This window comes from Pseudoalteromonas translucida KMM 520 (genome assembly GCF_001465295.1).
In the GTDB taxonomy this organism is placed as follows: domain Bacteria; phylum Pseudomonadota; class Gammaproteobacteria; order Enterobacterales; family Alteromonadaceae; genus Pseudoalteromonas; species Pseudoalteromonas translucida.
Map to the genome: position 1 here is coordinate 2788900 of NZ_CP011034.1, position 16972 is coordinate 2805871.

At 36.3% G+C, this 16972-nt stretch carries 18 protein-coding genes; 9 read left to right on the forward strand and 9 right to left on the reverse strand.

What is annotated here, in order from left to right; all coding sequences use genetic code 11:
• Positions 1-139 precede the first annotated feature (139 nt).
• Complete coding sequence (locus tag PTRA_RS12870) at positions 140-1879, forward strand: SulP family inorganic anion transporter (protein WP_058374079.1); 1740 nt, start codon at positions 140-142, stop codon at positions 1877-1879.
• A 63-nt stretch (positions 1880-1942) separates the two neighbouring features.
• Here the strand turns inward: PTRA_RS12870 and PTRA_RS12875 are convergent, their stop codons facing one another.
• Together PTRA_RS12875 and PTRA_RS12880 are read right to left on the reverse strand one after the other, a co-directional pair.
• Positions 1943-2653 (reverse strand): VC0807 family protein, encoded by a 711-nt coding sequence (locus tag PTRA_RS12875; protein WP_011329108.1) that lies wholly within the window; start codon positions 2651-2653, stop codon positions 1943-1945.
• A 174-nt stretch (positions 2654-2827) separates the two neighbouring features.
• Positions 2828-3730: a LysR family transcriptional regulator gene (locus PTRA_RS12880; RefSeq protein WP_011329109.1), complete on the reverse strand. Its 903-nt coding sequence runs from the start codon at positions 3728-3730 to the stop codon at positions 2828-2830.
• 101 nt (positions 3731-3831) lie between these two features.
• Between PTRA_RS12880 and PTRA_RS12885 the strand changes: the two genes are divergently transcribed.
• From PTRA_RS12885 to PTRA_RS12895, 3 genes are all read left to right on the forward strand, one after another.
• Complete coding sequence (locus PTRA_RS12885) at positions 3832-4176, forward strand: DMT family transporter (RefSeq protein WP_058374080.1); 345 nt, start codon at positions 3832-3834, stop codon at positions 4174-4176.
• Positions 4173-4499 carry an SMR family transporter gene (locus PTRA_RS12890; RefSeq protein ID WP_011329111.1) on the forward strand — a complete coding sequence of 109 codons (327 nt, stop codon included), beginning with the start codon at positions 4173-4175 and terminating at the stop codon, positions 4497-4499. The genes PTRA_RS12885 and PTRA_RS12890 overlap by 4 nt, the downstream gene beginning before the upstream one ends.
• A 259-nt stretch (positions 4500-4758) precedes the next feature.
• Complete coding sequence (locus PTRA_RS12895) at positions 4759-5763, forward strand: GGDEF domain-containing protein (RefSeq protein WP_058374081.1); 1005 nt, start codon at positions 4759-4761, stop codon at positions 5761-5763.
• Between the two features lie 27 nt (positions 5764-5790).
• Here PTRA_RS12895 and PTRA_RS12900 read toward each other — a convergent pair whose 3' ends face one another.
• Positions 5791-6129 (reverse strand): YajD family HNH nuclease, encoded by a 339-nt coding sequence (locus tag PTRA_RS12900; protein WP_058374082.1) that lies wholly within the window; start codon positions 6127-6129, stop codon positions 5791-5793.
• Between the two features lie 159 nt (positions 6130-6288).
• On the opposite strand from PTRA_RS12900, the gene PTRA_RS12905 reads away from it, so the two are divergent.
• Positions 6289-6597, forward strand: a complete 309-nt coding sequence (locus PTRA_RS12905) for a hypothetical protein (protein ID WP_058374083.1) — start codon at positions 6289-6291, stop codon at positions 6595-6597.
• 58 nt (positions 6598-6655) lie between these two features.
• Here PTRA_RS12905 and PTRA_RS12910 read toward each other — a convergent pair whose 3' ends face one another.
• Positions 6656-7270 carry an acyl carrier protein phosphodiesterase gene (locus PTRA_RS12910; protein WP_058374084.1) on the reverse strand — a complete coding sequence of 205 codons (615 nt, stop codon included), beginning with the start codon at positions 7268-7270 and terminating at the stop codon, positions 6656-6658.
• A gap of 526 nt (positions 7271-7796) precedes the next feature.
• Between PTRA_RS12910 and PTRA_RS12915 the strand changes: the two genes are divergently transcribed.
• Positions 7797-8168: a hypothetical protein gene (locus PTRA_RS12915; RefSeq protein ID WP_058374085.1), complete on the forward strand. Its 372-nt coding sequence runs from the start codon at positions 7797-7799 to the stop codon at positions 8166-8168.
• A gap of 67 nt (positions 8169-8235) precedes the next feature.
• On the opposite strand, the gene PTRA_RS12920 is transcribed toward PTRA_RS12915, so the two are convergent.
• Positions 8236-8520, reverse strand: a complete 285-nt coding sequence (locus PTRA_RS12920; protein WP_024596316.1) for an addiction module antidote protein — start codon at positions 8518-8520, stop codon at positions 8236-8238.
• 5 nt (positions 8521-8525) lie between these two features.
• On the reverse strand, positions 8526-8822 hold the full coding sequence (locus tag PTRA_RS12925) for a type II toxin-antitoxin system RelE/ParE family toxin (RefSeq protein WP_058374086.1): 297 nt from the start codon (positions 8820-8822) through the stop codon (positions 8526-8528).
• Positions 8823-9388: 566 nt separating this feature from the next.
• On the opposite strand from PTRA_RS12925, the gene PTRA_RS12930 reads away from it, so the two are divergent.
• Entirely contained in the window at positions 9389-9751 is a 363-nt protein-coding gene (locus PTRA_RS12930; RefSeq protein ID WP_058374087.1) for a hypothetical protein, read from the forward strand.
• 87 nt (positions 9752-9838) lie between these two features.
• Positions 9839-10993, forward strand: a complete 1155-nt coding sequence (locus PTRA_RS12935; RefSeq protein ID WP_058374088.1) for a Card1-like endonuclease domain-containing protein — start codon at positions 9839-9841, stop codon at positions 10991-10993.
• A gap of 52 nt (positions 10994-11045) precedes the next feature.
• Here PTRA_RS12935 and PTRA_RS12940 read toward each other — a convergent pair whose 3' ends face one another.
• Positions 11046-14138 (reverse strand): hypothetical protein, encoded by a 3093-nt coding sequence (locus PTRA_RS12940; protein WP_157756052.1) that lies wholly within the window; start codon positions 14136-14138, stop codon positions 11046-11048.
• Between the two features lie 126 nt (positions 14139-14264).
• On the opposite strand from PTRA_RS12940, the gene PTRA_RS12950 reads away from it, so the two are divergent.
• A protein-coding gene (locus PTRA_RS12950; protein WP_099046601.1) for an IS3 family transposase occupies positions 14265-15445 on the forward strand; the annotation gives its coding sequence in 2 pieces (ribosomal slippage) (positions 14265-14523 and positions 14523-15445; 1182 coding nt in all).
• Between the two features lie 3 nt (positions 15446-15448).
• On the opposite strand, the gene PTRA_RS12955 is transcribed toward PTRA_RS12950, so the two are convergent.
• Both PTRA_RS12955 and PTRA_RS12960 read right to left on the reverse strand, forming a co-directional pair.
• Positions 15449-16255: a PDDEXK family nuclease gene (locus PTRA_RS12955; protein ID WP_058374090.1), complete on the reverse strand. Its 807-nt coding sequence runs from the start codon at positions 16253-16255 to the stop codon at positions 15449-15451.
• Position 16256: 1 nt separating this feature from the next.
• Positions 16257-16616 carry a hypothetical protein gene (locus PTRA_RS12960; RefSeq protein WP_058374091.1) on the reverse strand — a complete coding sequence of 120 codons (360 nt, stop codon included), beginning with the start codon at positions 16614-16616 and terminating at the stop codon, positions 16257-16259.
• Positions 16617-16972: the final 356 nt, after the last annotated feature.

The window sequence follows — 16972 nt, forward strand, 5'->3', positions numbered from 1 at the left end:
TAAAGCCTGCTTTTATGCAGGCTTTTTTATGCCTATACAAAAGTAGCTTTATATTGCATAAAAAACCCTCTCCCTAGCTATACTTATCTTAATATAAAACTTAATATCAAAGAGCAATTACTATTAATAAGGAAAGGTAGTGCTGTCGCGTTTATATAATTTTATGCCTGGTTTAAATACTTTACTTCATTATGAACGACAATGGTTTGCTGATGATTTAAGAGCGGCATTATCGGTTGCCGCCGTAGCGCTACCCGTTGCTATTGCTTATGCACAGTTAACCGGCGTTAATGCTGCTGTAGGGCTGTATTCTTGCATACTACCTATGATGCTATATGCGCTTTTTGGCACCTCAAAACAATTAATAGTTGGCCCCGATGCCGCAACCTGTGCGGTTATAGCAGCAGTAGTAACCCCGCTTGCCGCAGGCGACAGTTTTAAGCACTGGCAGCTAGTTGTCACCATGACCGCCATGACCGGCTTTTGGTGTTTTATAGCCAGTAAATTTAAATTAGGCGTATTAGCAGACTTTTTATCTAAACCAATTTTAATGGGTTTATTAAACGGCGTAGCCATTACTATTATTGTGGGTCAGTTTTCTAAAGTATTTGGTTTTACCTTTGATGAAAGATACCTACTTGAACGCTTAGGTGGTGTGCCTACTTATTTATCACAAACCCATATTCCCACCTTATTGATGGCCTTATTTACTGTGGTTATTTACTTTGTTATGAAGCGACTAAAGCCTACGTGGCCGGCATCAATGTTTGCCATTACCTTGGGCGCAATATCAGTGTGGCTTTTTAATTTAGAGCAATTTAATATTAAAACCATAGGCACAGTAACCGGTGGGCTGCCGGTATTTAACACCCCAGTATTTGATATTGGTATTATTCGTGAACTAGTTGTACCGGCACTTAACTTAGCCATAGTGAGCTTTGTAAGTATGATGCTAACCGCGCGTAGTTTTGCCGCAAAAAATGGCTACGACATAGATGCCGATAAAGAATTTAGAGCCCTAGGTATTGCCAATTTCGCCTCTGCATTGTCGCAAGGCTTTGCCGTTAGTGGCGCCGACTCTCGCACCGCGGTTAACGACGCTAATGGCGGTAAAACGCAATTAGTGTCGATTATAGCCGCCACTATTATTGCTATAATTGCTATTTTTTTAACTGCCCCGCTAGAGTTTATACCTAGTGCAGCACTCGGTGTGGTACTTATTATTGCCTCTGTGCATTTGTTAGATTTAAAAGCGGTATGGCAACTAAAGTTTAAAGATAAACAGGCCTTTTACCTTGCCTTAGCCACCTTGTTTGCAGTGCTGTTTATAGGTGTTATTCCGGGGATTACACTTGCTGTATTACTGGGTTTGTTTCAATTTATTCGCACCGTAATGCGCCCTACCGACAATATATTAGGCGTAGATATAAAAGGCGTGGTAAGAAGCTTAGACGCCACCGATAAGGCAAAAGCCGTGCAAGGGGTATTTATTTACCGCTTTAATTCGCCATTAACTTACTTTAATGCCAGTTACTTTAAACGCAGATTACTTGAGCAATACGCAAAACAAAAAGACGATACCCAATGCGTTATTATTGATGCCGTACCTTGCTTTACCCATTTAGATTTAAGCGTTATGGCCATGCTTGCCGATTTAAACGTTATATTTAAAAAGCGCGGCATTAGCCTTGAGCTAGCCGGCAGAAAACGCCAGCTCTTATCCTGGTTTGAAATTGCCGGAATGGTATCGGGTAAAAATGGTATTTATGTTCACTCCGATCTCTATGTTGCGCTACAAAAAAATAGCGTAAGCCAGCCTACCGACGAAGTCGCCTTATTTGAAGCTCATACCAATGAGGCAAAACCCGAGCCGCTATAAACACAAAAAGGCTTACAACACATAGTTGTAAGCCTTTTTATACTAAAAACTTAGTAACTTAAATTACTGTGAATGAACCATTTGTTCAAACTTCATGCCGGTTAATTTAGTAATTACTTTAATCACATAAAAGAAAATACCAATCATTGCCAACATAGACGGAATAGCAATTATAGGGTAACTGAGCAAGGTCATTTCGCCAAGTTGCTCGTTAAACTCAACCGTACCCGCAGGGCTGGTCACTATCCACTTAGCAAGTACGTAATTCATGGTTGATGAAAAAGCAAAAGTAAGCGCTAAAATATAATTAGCCTTGGTAATTTGCTGTTTAAAACGCTGGGTATTACCGCGCGCATCTAACGTATCGTAAATTACATCTAACTTAAATAAAATCGAGTTTAACAGCACTTTTGCCAGCAATGGCTTACCAAAAAAGCCCGACATTAAAACAGTAAGGCCAATAATACCCGGTATAGCCGCTTCTTTTATTGCCAACCACTCCACATTAAGCTCAAACAGCGCTATGCCACCCGTTAATAAAGTACTTAAAAAACCTAATAATGAAATAAAATTTAACGAGCGTGCTTTAATAAAATCATAAATACCGTAACCCACAGGAAATATAAGCGCGACAATTAACCCTACAACAGTTCCTAAATACTCAGGCCCCGAAAACTTCATTAAAATAATTGAAGGCACTATAATATTAAAAACGACCTCAAATAATGGATTGTTTTTTTTACCTTTACTGTTATTTTGACCACTGGTTGTCATTCGTTACTTCCATTAATATATTATTGCTAAGACGAAAAGAGCACCTCTTCGCTACTGCCAAAGGCTATAATACTCGCAATACCTTCGCCATTCTAGCTTGTCGTTTTTGTATTGATTAAAAAGCTGAAAGAGAGCTATTATTTTTTGTGTATAAGTACACAAACAGCCCATTTATTAGGCCGGCAAACTCATATCAATACCAGGTAAAGCCACCATCTGATCGCTAATAAGGCGGCGAATGTCACGAATTATTGGCTGCTCGTTTTCAACTACTTGCTGCGATATAGCCACATAACCATGCCACGAAACATTATAGCCATGAGCAATGCGCGCCACTTCTTGTGGTTGAAACCCTTTTAATAACGGCTCTGGCACATAACCCCAACCTAGCTTGTCGCGTATTGCATCTCTAATTAACTCAAAGCTACTTAACGCAATATCGTAACGCTCAGATACATTAGTTTGAATGTCACTTTGGCTTAAATCTAAATAAGCAATTTGCGGCACACTGGCTAAGTCTTCATTACTTACATAACGCATTTGCGTTAACGGATGATCTTTGGCAATAACCATATGCAATGCCACCCAGCCCAAAACCTGTAAAGGTAGCTGAGTATTTGCATACAAGCTCTGATCTAAACAGCAAGCTAAGTCCATAAAGCCCTCTTCAACCATTTGTTGCAACGCATTTGCACTGGCATAGTGCATTTCTAACGATATACCAGGGTAGCGCTTGCGAATACTGCGAATTATTTCGCGCCAAAAGGCTTCGGGTAAAGCGTCATCACGGCCAATAACCAAGCGGTGTGGCAGTTGCTCGTCATCGTGCAAGCAGCGGTGCTTAATGCTCTCAGCAAGGTTAATTAAGCGAATGCTATCGTCTATAATTTTTTCACCCGCGGGGGCCAATTGCATACTATTGCCAGTACGAATAAATAGCGCAGTACCCAACTGATCCTCTAGTGTCGATAGCGCCATACTCATAGTGCTACGATTAACCGACAAGCGCGCTGCTGCCTTAGCAATAGAGCCAGTTTGTGCAATCATCACAAAGTACTGTAGCGACTCTAACTTCATCAAGCCCCCTTAGTGTCAATTTTTTTGACTCTGAGTAATTATAGTATAAAAATAATAAGCAGTATTATACGCACAATGTTTTAGTATTAAGAGCAGGAAAAATGCATTGGATATATTTAATAATAGCTGTAACTCTTGAAGTTATAGGTACAACAGTAATGAAGTGGCTGGTAAACGAAGACCAGTTACTATTAGGTAGCTTATTTGTAACTTTAATGGTTGGCTTAGCTTACCTTGCTCTTAGCCAGGCCACCAGCAAAATTCCTATCGCACTTGCTAACGCCTTCTGGGAAGGTTTGGGCATGATATTAATTGCATCTGTGTCATTTGTATTTTTAGGCGAAGCTATTTCTATTGGGCAAATGTTTGCACTTTTATTAGCTATTATCGGCATTGTTATAATTAACAGCGGCCACGCTATGCAAAATCAAGAGCAAAAACAATGACAGTGTATTGGCTTTATATTCTTGGATCAGTAATTTTTGACATTGCCGCCAACGTATTTTTAGAAATGTCGCACGGGTTTAAGCACAAACGTTTTGGCATACTTGCCATTGTTTTTATTATGGCCGCGTTTGCCTTGCTTACCCTTGCTGTGCAAGGCATCCCACTGTTTATTGCCTACGCCACCTGGGGAGCCCTTTCAATTAGCGGCACTGCGCTGGCAACTTGGTTGTTGTTTGGTCATAAATTAAACTGGGTTGTTTGTTTTGGTTTAGCCGTACTTATTTTATCTATTGTGACAATGCAATTAGTTGGCCCCGCGTAAATACACCTTATTAAAAACTAGCTAAAGTGCTCTGCAGTTCAAGCTAGTTCTTCCTGCAGTTTTGTTTTGCCTCAGTTAACTTTACTTTAGGCTAAACTTCTAACTTAGTTGACTATTTTATAGCGCAACGCTATAACTTGTAACACGTTGCGCTGTGCCAACCTACAAAGTAGTAAATAAAAACTTAAAAGCGCACCGCTTGCTTAAGCTATCACTAGTTTAGGTTTGGCATTATTATACTTATTACCTTGAGGCATTTATGTTCAAGCAACTACAAGAAAAACATCAGCTTTCTATACTGCTTATACTCAGTATTGTGTCTGTATTTGGTATTACGCCATTTATTATTATTCGTTTTATAGAAAATAACATAGTCGCAGCGCTAATTGACTTAGCCATTGTAAGCGGTATTTTAACCTTGGTCGGTTATGCCCATTACACTAAAAAGCCGCGTGTTATTAGCGCCGTTATTGCATTGCTTGTTAATATTAGCGTTATCGCTATTATAATTACCAACGGCATTAACAGCATGCTATGGATTTATCCGGTAGTAGCCGTTACGTTTTTTTTAGTAAAGCCAATAGAAGCACTCATACTCACCCTAAGCAATGTGGCAATTATTGCGAGCATACCTAATTTATTCGATGTTATACCGCTAAACTCTTACTTTACAACCAACTTAATGCTAGCTGCCTGTGCTTTTGTATATGCCTCTTTTGGCAACAAGCAGCTTGCTTTACTTGCAGAACTAAACAGTACAGATCCTTTAACTGGGGCATTAAATCGCCGTGCGCTTAACGACGATACACTAGCCGCCATTTCGCGAGCAGAGCGTTATAACAGCACTTATTTATTAGCGTTTTTAGACTTAGACTTTTTCAAAAAGGTAAACGACGATTTCGGCCACGCCGAAGGAGACAGAGTACTAAAGCAGTTAGTGTCAATTACCAATTCACATATAAGAGAATCAGATAAGCTATACCGCTTTGGTGGCGAAGAGTTTGTGTTAATAATTCCCGAAATCCCGCCCAAAGAGCAAGTTAGCTTTATAAACAAGCTACGCGAAACAATAAAAAACGAGTTAAAAACACCTGCAGGTAACTCAGTTACTGTATCTTTTGGTGTTGCAGCTTGGGTACCGGGCACCACAGTTGCTAGCTGGTTTAAACGCGCAGACGATGCTATGTATCAAGCAAAAGAACAAGGCCGCGACTGCGCCGTATTTAGTAAAGATTCAAACTTTGAAATAAGTAAGCCAAACTAACCACTTGGCTAAGTGCGGCTTTACCCATTATTTATCTTTGTTTAGCAGCGCCTTTAAATCGGCAAACGGATTATGTGTAGCCGCCACCACTTTTTGCTCTGTAGTACCGCCGTACAACACATATTCGTGATATTTATTATGCTCATTATCATGGCAATAAATACACAATAACTCCCAGTTACTACCATCATCAGGGTTATTATTATGGTCATGATCAATATGATGCACCGTTAACTCTCGTAAATTAGAATACTCAAACTCACGAGCACAGCGCCCACATACCCAAGGGTACAATCTTAACGCTTTAATTCGATAACCTTCTTCTTGCCGCTGATAAGCCTGCATACCACTCGTGGTTTTACTCATTAACTTATTACTACCGTCTTTTTACAATAAGCCCAGATTAGCCTTTAAAAATCACTTTGAATAGCGCCTTTTATTTTAACCCTGTTGTTGCTCACCTAAAAGCTTGGGTATAATGAGCACTTATGGCTGTATTTGTTAGCCTACAACTTGGATAAAACAATGAAAAAACTCTCTGCAGTGCAAATAAAACAGCAAGCGCTTGTCCTTAATATTGCCGATACACTCGAAAAACAAGGCCTAGCAGAGCTCCCTGGTATGCTGCAATGCTGGTTTGACGTTCAATATCACTTATTCCCTGGCTCCTTACTACTGTGCTTTCAATTTGACAGCGAGCAAGCCTTAGCTGCAGCAAAACCAGAGTTACTAAAATGGCAAAAACGCTTAAGCGCAGCCATGCTTAAAAAAGGCGTTATTTTAAAAGATATGCGTAAACATTTAGTATTTACATTAGAAGCACCCGATAGCTAAATCAGGTTTATTACCGAGGATAAAAATAAAAAGTAGATTCGGGGATTAAATCCCCCGGCTATAAAGTATAAAGCCCACGGGTGTTTTTAGCGTTTTCAAGATTAAACTGATTTACATGCTCAATCAGCTCTGGAAAAAATGCTAAAAACACAGCATTTAATTCATCATAATGCTTTGCTATATCATCAACAGCGCCAGTAAAGGTGTTAGTAAAGCGAATGCGTTTGGCTATATTATCAAGTGCTAGGCCCACCCCATCAAGGGTTTCGTACTCTTTAAACCAATCGTTATCGGTCATGTGTTTTACAACATGCTGCATTCGCGGCGGCATTACAGGCATACGCTTATCTAAAAGCGCAAAGCTAGTTTGTTTAAAGTCGTTTAATGGCTGTAGATTATATTTTTGCCAATGCATAATTAAAAAGTGATCAAACACCACATCAATAGCCACCCCTGCAAAACGCCTACGCTTAGGTGAAAAATACTGTTTAGCCTCTTTAACTATAGGGTGAGAGTCAGTAAATTTATCTACCAAATAGTGATTATCGAGCGCATTTTTTACCGTTATAGGTACCTGGTTTAAATGCCGCTGACCACCAAAGTCGCCCAGCAAATTACCAAAGTGCGAATCGGCCGTAGGCTGTGCTAAATAAAGATGAGCTAAATAATTCAACGTGTTCTCAGATTTGGTTAATACCGTTTAGATAATAACGCAGTTGTAGATGAAATTCATACAAAGGAAAAGTGAAAGGCTTTAAGCTTCAAGGAAGTAATATTTTAGTTCGTGATTTTTTCAGCAATAAAACACAGGCTCCTGCGCTCCCCATAAAAAAGACAACTACAAACCTGCTCCCCCTATCCAATTACAATTGTGTTTGATTAATTCAGTAAAGAGTCAGCCTTATTTTGCTATCAATGTTGCTGTATTTTTCGGTACTGCATGAGTCATAAAACGCCTTGCTTAACCTTAACTATTAAACCTGAACTCTGGTTAAGAGATTCACTTACGTATTGAATCATATTTATATTTAATTTTATTTTCTCTAGCCAGAGGTTTTCAGTGAAAACAAGGCTAATTTACGCGTCAATAGCTGGCCTATTGCAAGAAAACTCAACGCAGTTAGCGCTGAAAATAGCTGCTTGAGATAAGTTTATTATCCGAAGCTCAGGTTATTAAGCTCACAGAGGCACAACACGTTATGACAACTACTTTTTTAAGCCAATTACAGCAAGTCGCACTGCAACAAGCCCTTATCAGCACCAAGCTTCTAAACAGTTATACATTAAAGAGTAATAACGCACCATCGCCCAAGCAACAAGCCTATAGCTTAATTGCTGTCGCGCTATACCGCTTTAATCTACAAAAAATAAAATGGTCATCTTTTTTAAAAACAGCCATAAATACAGCAAACAACACATGCCAATGGTTAGCCACCGAACTTGTAAGGTGCCAACAAGACTATAAAGCCCAATCTCATGACACTGTAATTAGCGAACAAAGTGCATTCATTAATGGTATTTTTAGCGAAGAACTCGTTTATATTGATGGTTTACTGGGGGTTGAAGCGTAAGCTAACTTAAGCTTATTAAAGCAATTATGTGAACTGTCGGATGGCGCGACTGCGCCGCTTATCCGACCTACGCTATTTGCGTTGTAAGGCGAAAGTTAAGTGCTTTCATCACTTTAAAAATAGTTTCCCAACGTGGTTTGGTTTTACCATTAACTGCTTTATATAAGCTTTCACGGTTTAACCCTGTTGCTTTAGCAATATCACTCACGCCATGCTTTTTAACTAATAAGCCAAGTGCTTCAATAAAGGTATTTGGATCATCATCAGCTAAACACTCTTCTAAAAATGTATTAATTTCTTGCTGTGTTTCCATATAATCAAACGGATTAAAATCTGATGTTTGTAGCGCCATAATAATTACTCCAATTCACTTAAAAGGGCTTTTGCTTTGGTAATGTCTTTGCCTTGTGTGCCTTTGTGTCCACCATTGAGTAGTAAAATAACTTCACCGCCTCTAATTATGTAATAAACACGATAGCCTTTCCCTACGAAAATTCGCATTTCAAATATGCCACCACCAACAGATTCACTATCGCCAAAGTTACCATTTATAGCACGTGTAATACGTTTAGCTATTGCCATAAAAGCTTGACGATCTTTGAGCTTTTTAAGCCATTTATCGAACTCGTCGGTTTTCTTAATACGATATTTCATAAAACAATTGTAGCCCAAAGGCTACATGCGTGCAATTTTATTTAAGGGATACCGAATTTTGATTTAACAATCAACGCGGCAGCAAGCTAAACGCCTACAATAAATAATACATACTCTTGGCTTTTAAGCGAGTAAGTATATTTGGGATTTGTTGGGTTTCGTTTCACTCAACCCAACCTACGTAAGCATTAAAATTACGAAAAACATACACACAAAAAAGCCGTTGCAGCAATGCAACGGCTTTTTAAATTTTTATAAATTCCCAAACTATAACGGGACTTACTTACCATCAAAGATTAAAAATTATTAATCTCTGCTGTCATGCTCTAATTAAGTTTGTGAATCGGCCTTTAAAAACAAAGAGCTACAACAAAACAATATTTCAATTAAGTTTGTGACTAGAAAGTAAACTCCACTCAATTTGTTCTTCTTAATTTTAATTAAGTTTGTGACTAATTCACCGTATTAAAATTCAAGTTATATTTTCTAATTGCTTGAATGTTAGCCTAAATACTTTATGATTAAATTTCATACAAATGTATAAGCTCAATAAAAGGATTTAAGTAATGATTTCATTTTTAAGTTTATTTTTAGGTTTTGCATTAATAGGTCTAGTTTGTACTTTGTTTGGTGTAATTTTAAGCCTATTTATGGGGTTACTTGGATTAACTACAAAAAAACTGAGTTTTTCTGACTCAGTAGAAGCATCAATGAGTTCACTTCAACCCGCTTTTATAACCGCAGCAATTCTAGTTATTCCTAGTTGTTTAACACTACTTAGGCCAGCAAGCGACATACCCGATTTTCTGTACTACGAAGATAGATTTGGTAAGAATAATGACACTACCAGCGGATTTTTCTTATTTATGTACATCTTTTCCGCTGTATTTATCATTTTATATATTTCAAAAATAAAGAGTTATTTTTAAATGTTGAGTTATTATTGATTACCTCACCATATCTTAAAAATATCATATTAAAATTCATAGTAATAATTCAAAAATATAGCGAATAAAATGAAAACTAATACAAAGCAAGTGACACACATTTGTTTAATTGGAGAAGATCCAACAGCTAATCTCACGCCCATTATTGATAAAGATATCCCTAGTGATAGAGTCATCATTGCTCATGAGAAGCATCAACAAGAGCAAGTTGAACAACTTAAAAAAGTGATTCAAACCAGAGGTTATAAAGTTGATAAATGGTTATTACCAACAACATTTAATACTGAAGAAATTAAATTAAATTTCATGCAACTATTTGAACAAGAGAACACTCACCCAAGTGATACTTGGCTAAATGCGAGCAATGGTTCTCGCTATCAAATACTGGCCGCATATGAGGTCGCAAGAGCGTATGATTCCAAAATTTATATTGTTGAACCAAAATACGATGCACTATGTTGGCTCTCACCTGAAAATAGAGAAATGACACCCGTTGCTGATAAAATTAAATTACATGAATTCCTTTCTGTTAATGGCTTTACTTTAACATCACAACAAAATAAGAATGGAGTATCTCTCGACCTAAGAGCAATAGGCGAAAACTGGCTAAAGCAAGCAGATAAACTACAAACAGGACTAGCTAAACTTAATTACCTTGCACAATTTACCCATGGCGATACTTTTATAGGCAAGGAGCAAGATATTGCAATGCTAAATGATGAATCATTACAGTGGTTACTTAATGATTTAGAAATTTTAGATCTAATTAAAGTTGATGGTAAATCTGTACACTTTCAAAATGAAAAAACGCGTTTTTTTGCTAACGGTGGTTGGCTTGAAGAAATCACATTTAGCTATATCCGTAGTTTAAGTAGTGAAATACCTGAGCTACAAGATAATGGCCATAGTGTTGAAATTGAACGTTCAATCAATGGAAAAACAATTAAAAATGAATTAGATGTTGTTGCGCTAGTAAACAACAAGCTTCATGTTATTGAATGTAAAACTAAAAAATTTAAAAATGGAGAAGGCTCCAACATGCTATATAAAATAGACTCGCTAGCTGAACGTTTAGGGGGATTAAAATGCAAGGCAGCCCTTGTCACTTTTTTTCCATTAAACAAAAGTGAACTAGCAAGGGCAAACGAGCTTAATATCGAAATTTTTGTCGGAACAAGCTTGAAGCTTTTAAAGAACAACATCAAAAACTGGCTACAAAAATAAAGCTAGATAGTCCCCCTAAAAATAGGTTTATTTATATAAGGACTGTAGTAACTTAGACTTTTTCCTCAGTTCCATATATAGAGGCTGGTAAATCAAATATTTTATTAAACATAGATAAAAATGTTCTATTTTTCCTTGGGTCACTATCAAATAATTTTGAATTACAAAAGATTACCTCATCATTCTCACCAAAAAATATATCTAAGTCTGAGTATGCATCGTTTGTAAATTGAATTATCTCTCGTTGTTCAAAATATCTAATATCTATATCTTCTACAATCTTTGACTTTTCAAATATTGTTATTCGTCTCAAGTAAACATTATTCTGCAATTCCTTAACTAATGTCCCATTATTTGATAATAATAAAGACTTATTTATTGCTGAAGAGCGCATCACGGCCCAACTATTTGAAGCTCCTAACCATAAATCACCATCCCATTCAATCTTCTGGTCTTCATGCACAGTATCGATACGTGATGAGCGAGGATTGGTATCTTTCCAATTTTTAGACGTTGGAAAAAACAAATGCATACAGTCCCCAATATAATGTGCACCTCTAGCTGTAGCTTTTCTTATTTTTGGGGATTGATTGCGATCATATAAGATGCTGACTAATAAGAACCTACCTTTCCAGTAGTCTCTAAAATTAGGGCTGCCATCTTCAGAGGTAACTGCATTATACAATTGTATTGGTAACAAATTATTAGCAATTTTCACTTCTAAATTTGAATTTGGAATAAATAATTTCACACCTGAACTATCAACTTCAGTTACTTGAACTACAACAAAGTCTCCTGTAACGCATGAGCTATTATCTAAATTGAATAAAGATAGCACTTGCAGTATTTCTTGAAAAATTTCATCATCTCCTTCAAAAACATTAAGACTAAATTTCTCAACCGCGTTACGGATTAAATCATTTTGAGAATCTAACACTTCCCTTTTATTTTGGTTTGATAATATTTTATTATTTAAGTTTTCAATTACTTCAAGAATATACTTTCTTTTAATTTTATTTGATATTTCGGTACAAAGGTGGGATTTAGGTACACTTTTACAAAATGCTAGACCACTAAACAGAACTCGAATTTTTCGATGGGATTTTAATTTATCATTTATATTTTGAGTATCAATATATGAAATTATAGACAATAAGTAATTTGAAAATAGTAAGTAAACTTCATCACTAATGCTTGTATTAGCCAACTCCTTAACATACTTAGCCATATTAGTAAGAGTTATGAGACAAGTTGGCCATTTAAGTTCAGCTAAAGGCATTTCTTTAATTATTATGACAATATTATTGACCTCACTAGGGTCTATTTCTTGAATCACATCCAGTGTAGAAATCACTTTATTAAACTCTCCATCTCCAAGATAGTTTATGAATCTTCCTGTAAGTTTAAGAGAACTCCTCCACTCCTCAATTAAATTGCTATCACTTAAATTAAAGTGATTAGACCTTATATTTAAAATCCAATAGGTAAGAGTTCTTGCTTTATACCAAGCTATAACTCCATTAAATTCATTATCATCTGCTATATTTTTTTTTGACAATAAATCAAGGAAAGGCTGAAGAATCTCGCCCTCACACTTTTGAATGGTTATTGTATTTGGCGCGACTTGAAAATTCTTGGACGCAAGTGAGCTAGATAGCTTTCTTAGCACCTTTGCAACTTGAATATACTCTTTAGTATCAGAGAATTGATACGAATTGAGAGTTTGTAATAAACTGTGCCATTTAATGTTTAACTCTTCTAAATCAATAAGGTTCCTATTTGAATATAGTCTAGATAATTCATGAAATACGATGGAGTGTAGCTCTATTTTTTCATTTTTATCTATAGTGACAATACGATTAGATTGAGTATTGTCACTTATAACATTCCACTTTTGTAATCTATCGTTTAAAGAGGTAACACTATTAAAGACTTCAACTATTAGGCTTAAGTTTAAAGGCACATTTTTGTTATGCGGTATATCTGAAAACAGTCCTAATTCATCATTGTAAGAATATGCATATCGGTATTTATTTATTTCTGTCTTTAATCGTGAACGAATATCAGATAAAGCGGCTCTAACTTTTAAATCAATATACCTAATGTTACCAAAAACAGAAAAGTATTCGACTATATTGGCAAGCCCACGTATCAATTCATTTAAATTATCAGCTCCAACCATATCTCTTATATAAGTAGGTTTCTCATTTGTCTGCCTTATAAAAAACAGTAAAAAAATTTCAAAGGACTTCTTGTTAATACTATCGAATTCCAAGCATTCATTTTTATCTAAAAGCTTTGTTTTATTAATCCAATTTAATAATCCAGTAATTTCACTAACTGACCAATATCCAACATCAAATTCTCTAAGATAAGCTGCACTTTTAAAACAATCTAAAGCTAGTGAAATATTTCTCATAAATAAATGACTATTGCTTTCATTATTCTCACATGTCGACAATATCGGTTTTACATGCCTATATATTACTTCTAGATCATTCCGTATAATTTTGTATAAATCATCTGATTCAGATACTAAAGATTTAACATGATCTTTTAATACTAAATAACGCTCCTGGTGTTCATCTGTTATGACATAAAGCATCGTCCCTCGTTTCGCTAGTTTTTCAAAAGGCTCTACCCTCTCTTCATCAAGGTAATACCACTCAGATTCAGATATCTTATCAAAACAAGCTAATATATATATTGATTGTTTAACCTTCCGTTCATCCCCCATGCCTATAAATAATCGTTCACAGGCTCCATTGTATTTTTTTATTTTTTCTGTAACATATTTTTCTATCAGCTCTTTTTGATTACTTGCATTAGTGTTTATAACTTCAGGAATACTTAATAACTCTTCAAACGATCTATTCTTAAATAAATTTAAAAGAAACCAACATCTCTCTCTAGTAGAGTTTGGCAACCTCATTATTTTTCCATTTGGTCCGTTACATAAGAAACTGGCTATTTTCTTTATTTGGACCTGTTTAAATGAATCTCTATTAGTAATTTTAAAGTCTACAACTTTAGACTTCAGAAATTTTTTTATTTCTAATAATGCGCTATCTGAATTAAGTGAATTATTTTGTTCCCACTCATGAATTACATTAGCCACAAACCCTATTGATTCTAACTCTTCCAAACTCCCTATTTCAAATGGTCGTTTCAAACCTGCGAGAATATATTCGGGTTGTAGTGGTACAGTGATTTTGGCCACCCATTAAGAAAGAAATGTTATGCTAATAAGCATACAAATTTGGGTGAAAAAATGAAGAAATTAAAACGTGCAACATATTCTGCGGCAATCAAATTAGAAACAGCTCAGCTTGTAGTCGACCAAGGTTACACGCAAGAAGATGCAGCCAAGGCTATGGGTGTTGGTAAATCAACTGTAAGTAAGTGGGTTACTCAATTAAAGCAAGAACGGAATGGCCAAGCACCATCCGCTTCACCAATGACGCCCGAACAGATTGAAATTCGTGAACTTAAAAAGCAAATCCAACGCATTGAATTAGAAAAGGATATATTAAAAAAGGCTACCGCTCTCTTGATGTCCGACTCCCTGAACAATTCTCGTTAATCGAGAAATTAAATCAACGAGAGCGCTACCCTATTAGCGTGTTATGCAACGTATTCAATGTGCATCGCAGCAGCTATAAATATTGGGCTATACGGGATACAACGCCTACACCTGAGCAAGTAAGGTTAGAAGCAGAGGTTAAAGCCATACATAGAATGAGTGGAGGCTCGGCAGGTGCAAGGACAATCGCTACAATAGCAACGAATAATGACTTTGAATTAAGCCGTTATCGTGCCGCTAAGCTGATGGTTAAACTAAAATTAGAGAGCTGCCAAGTACCACAACATCAATATAAACGTGGTGGTAATGAGCATCTTGAAATCCCAAATTTGCTAGATAGGCAGTTTGATGTTGTTGAACCGAATACTGTGTGGTGTGGTGATGTGACGTATCTTTGGACAGGCAATCGCTGGGCTTATTTAGCGGTCGTTATCGATTTATTTGCGCGTAAAGTCGTTGGTTGGGCAATGTCGTTGTCGCCAGATACTAATTTAACGCTAAAAGCGCTTGAACTCGCGTATGAAAGCAGAGGAAAACCGACAGGACTGATGTTCCATTCAGACCAAGGTAGTCATTATACAAGCTTAAAATTTCGCCAACGTTTATGGCGCTATAAAATTACGCAAAGCATGAGTAGGCGTGGAAACTGTTGGGATAATGCGCCAATGGAGCGATTTTTTAGAAGCTTTAAGACGGAATGGATGCCAAAGGTTGGATATGGAAATTTTATAGATGCTAAATATAGCGTTAGTGATTATATCAACGGATATTACAACAACGTTAGGCCGCATCATTATAATGCAGGTTTAGCACCAAATGAATCTGAGATTAGATACAAAGATTCTAAAACTGTGGCCAAATTTTATTGACCACTACAAAAGGAATAGTTTTTGAGACAAATCGAGTTTTAATATGCGGTGTAAAGCAACATGCTTGAATATGGTTTGACTACGTTTAAAGTCTAATGACATTACTTTGCCAGTATTTAAGATGTGCTTTTTCAATGATGCGAAAGGATTTCCTACCCAGAAATCTTCAAATATTTCAACAAACTCAAGTTTTTCACTATCTGAAACAATGGCAGTAGCCTCAGTAGTAAACCAATCTATATTCCAAGCAAGTTCTTTGGTGGCATCTTGCTCAGTAATTACAGAATAATCGCCAACATGCTCTTCACTGTAAACTTGTTCTATATGAAATTTTTGCCAAACTCGATAGTGTTTTTCCTGTTGGCTGCCATCTTCATCGACTACCCATATTTGATCCGAATACTTAAATGAATAAGTTGATTTCGTAACTTCTCCAGTACTAAAATCAACTGTATGAGCAACCAAGTCGCTCGACATAACATGAGCAGTATTAGTCTCCCAATTTCGAGGGTGGATGTAGCCAAGCTCTTCCGCTATTGCTAGATTTTCGTTAAGGTCTAATGGTACTTGCTCATCAATTTGAATAGTTTCAGGACGCCACATCAATATTTTATACGCTCGCCTTTCACCATCACTGAGCAAATGAACTTTTCGTTTTTGTTTAGGACATTTATGTAAGTGACGTCTACCTACCTTGTTAACCTGTTTAACAGTGACCCAAGGAATATGAATATCCTCGCTAGCAGCAAGTGCTTCGTTCCACTTTTCAATTTTTGCTATAACTTCTTCGGTAATTACTGGCTGTTTCATCTTAATCACCAATGATTGAGCGTAATAAAGTGAGTGGAAGTCGGGAAGCTTGTTTCGGTGTGAGTTTAGGATCGAAACGAGCTTGTATAGATAAATGGTGCAACAATGATAGGATTTTTATTAGTGCGGGATACTTTGTAGCGCTTGCTGGGATGACTATATACCCCACATTGTTGATGTGAACTAATGTCTCAAGCTTATTAGCTAATACTGATATTCCCCCTCTGCTAGCCAATTTCGGTATTGATATGTACTTTACAACTAAGCAGTGAGAGTTTAATGCGTCAATGCAAAACCCTTTGATGGTTGAAAACGACTCAGCTTTCAGTTTTAAATTTATCTTACGTTGATTTGATTTCATTTTAACCTAGCTAATTTAGAGTTCATTAAAAAATTATTAGCTATAAAAATTAAAAAATCAAGAACGCTCTAGAGGCAAACCACTGATTTAAAAGGAATTAATGCACATTAAAATATATAGATATTATAATATTTATTAATTTTTAGAATTGGAACTCATTGATATTTAGGGCAGTTTTATTCAAATATTTTTGGAGATATTTTAAGGTAAATTATTGTTACTATGCTGGAGTGGTCTTTTTGAGCTTTGAAAATAAATTTAATTATTTTTGTTTTTTAGGAAGAAAACATAAGAAACGGCTAAATTCTCCTATTTTCGTGATGATAAATCTGATTTTTAGAGTTAGTTCGTAGTTG

Coding starts and splice junctions, on each gene's coding strand:
- PTRA_RS12875 (WP_011329108.1), bottom strand. CDS start 2,653: ATGACAACCAGTGGTCAAAATAACAGTAAAGGTAAAAAAAACAATCCA.
- PTRA_RS12880 (WP_011329109.1), bottom strand. CDS start 3,730: ATGAAGTTAGAGTCGCTACAGTACTTTGTGATGATTGCACAAACTGGC.
- PTRA_RS12885 (WP_058374080.1), top strand. CDS start 3,832: ATGCATTGGATATATTTAATAATAGCTGTAACTCTTGAAGTTATAGGT.
- PTRA_RS12890 (WP_011329111.1), top strand. CDS start 4,173: ATGACAGTGTATTGGCTTTATATTCTTGGATCAGTAATTTTTGACATT.
- PTRA_RS12895 (WP_058374081.1), top strand. CDS start 4,759: ATGTTCAAGCAACTACAAGAAAAACATCAGCTTTCTATACTGCTTATA.
- PTRA_RS12900 (WP_058374082.1), bottom strand. CDS start 6,129: ATGAGTAAAACCACGAGTGGTATGCAGGCTTATCAGCGGCAAGAAGAA.
- PTRA_RS12905 (WP_058374083.1), top strand. CDS start 6,289: ATGAAAAAACTCTCTGCAGTGCAAATAAAACAGCAAGCGCTTGTCCTT.
- PTRA_RS12915 (WP_058374085.1), top strand. CDS start 7,797: ATGACAACTACTTTTTTAAGCCAATTACAGCAAGTCGCACTGCAACAA.
- PTRA_RS12920 (WP_024596316.1), bottom strand. CDS start 8,520: ATGGCGCTACAAACATCAGATTTTAATCCGTTTGATTATATGGAAACA.
- PTRA_RS12925 (WP_058374086.1), bottom strand. CDS start 8,822: ATGAAATATCGTATTAAGAAAACCGACGAGTTCGATAAATGGCTTAAA.
- PTRA_RS12930 (WP_058374087.1), top strand. CDS start 9,389: ATGATTTCATTTTTAAGTTTATTTTTAGGTTTTGCATTAATAGGTCTA.
- PTRA_RS12935 (WP_058374088.1), top strand. CDS start 9,839: ATGAAAACTAATACAAAGCAAGTGACACACATTTGTTTAATTGGAGAA.
- PTRA_RS12955 (WP_058374090.1), bottom strand. CDS start 16,255: ATGAAACAGCCAGTAATTACCGAAGAAGTTATAGCAAAAATTGAAAAG.
- PTRA_RS12960 (WP_058374091.1), bottom strand. CDS start 16,616: ATGAAATCAAATCAACGTAAGATAAATTTAAAACTGAAAGCTGAGTCG.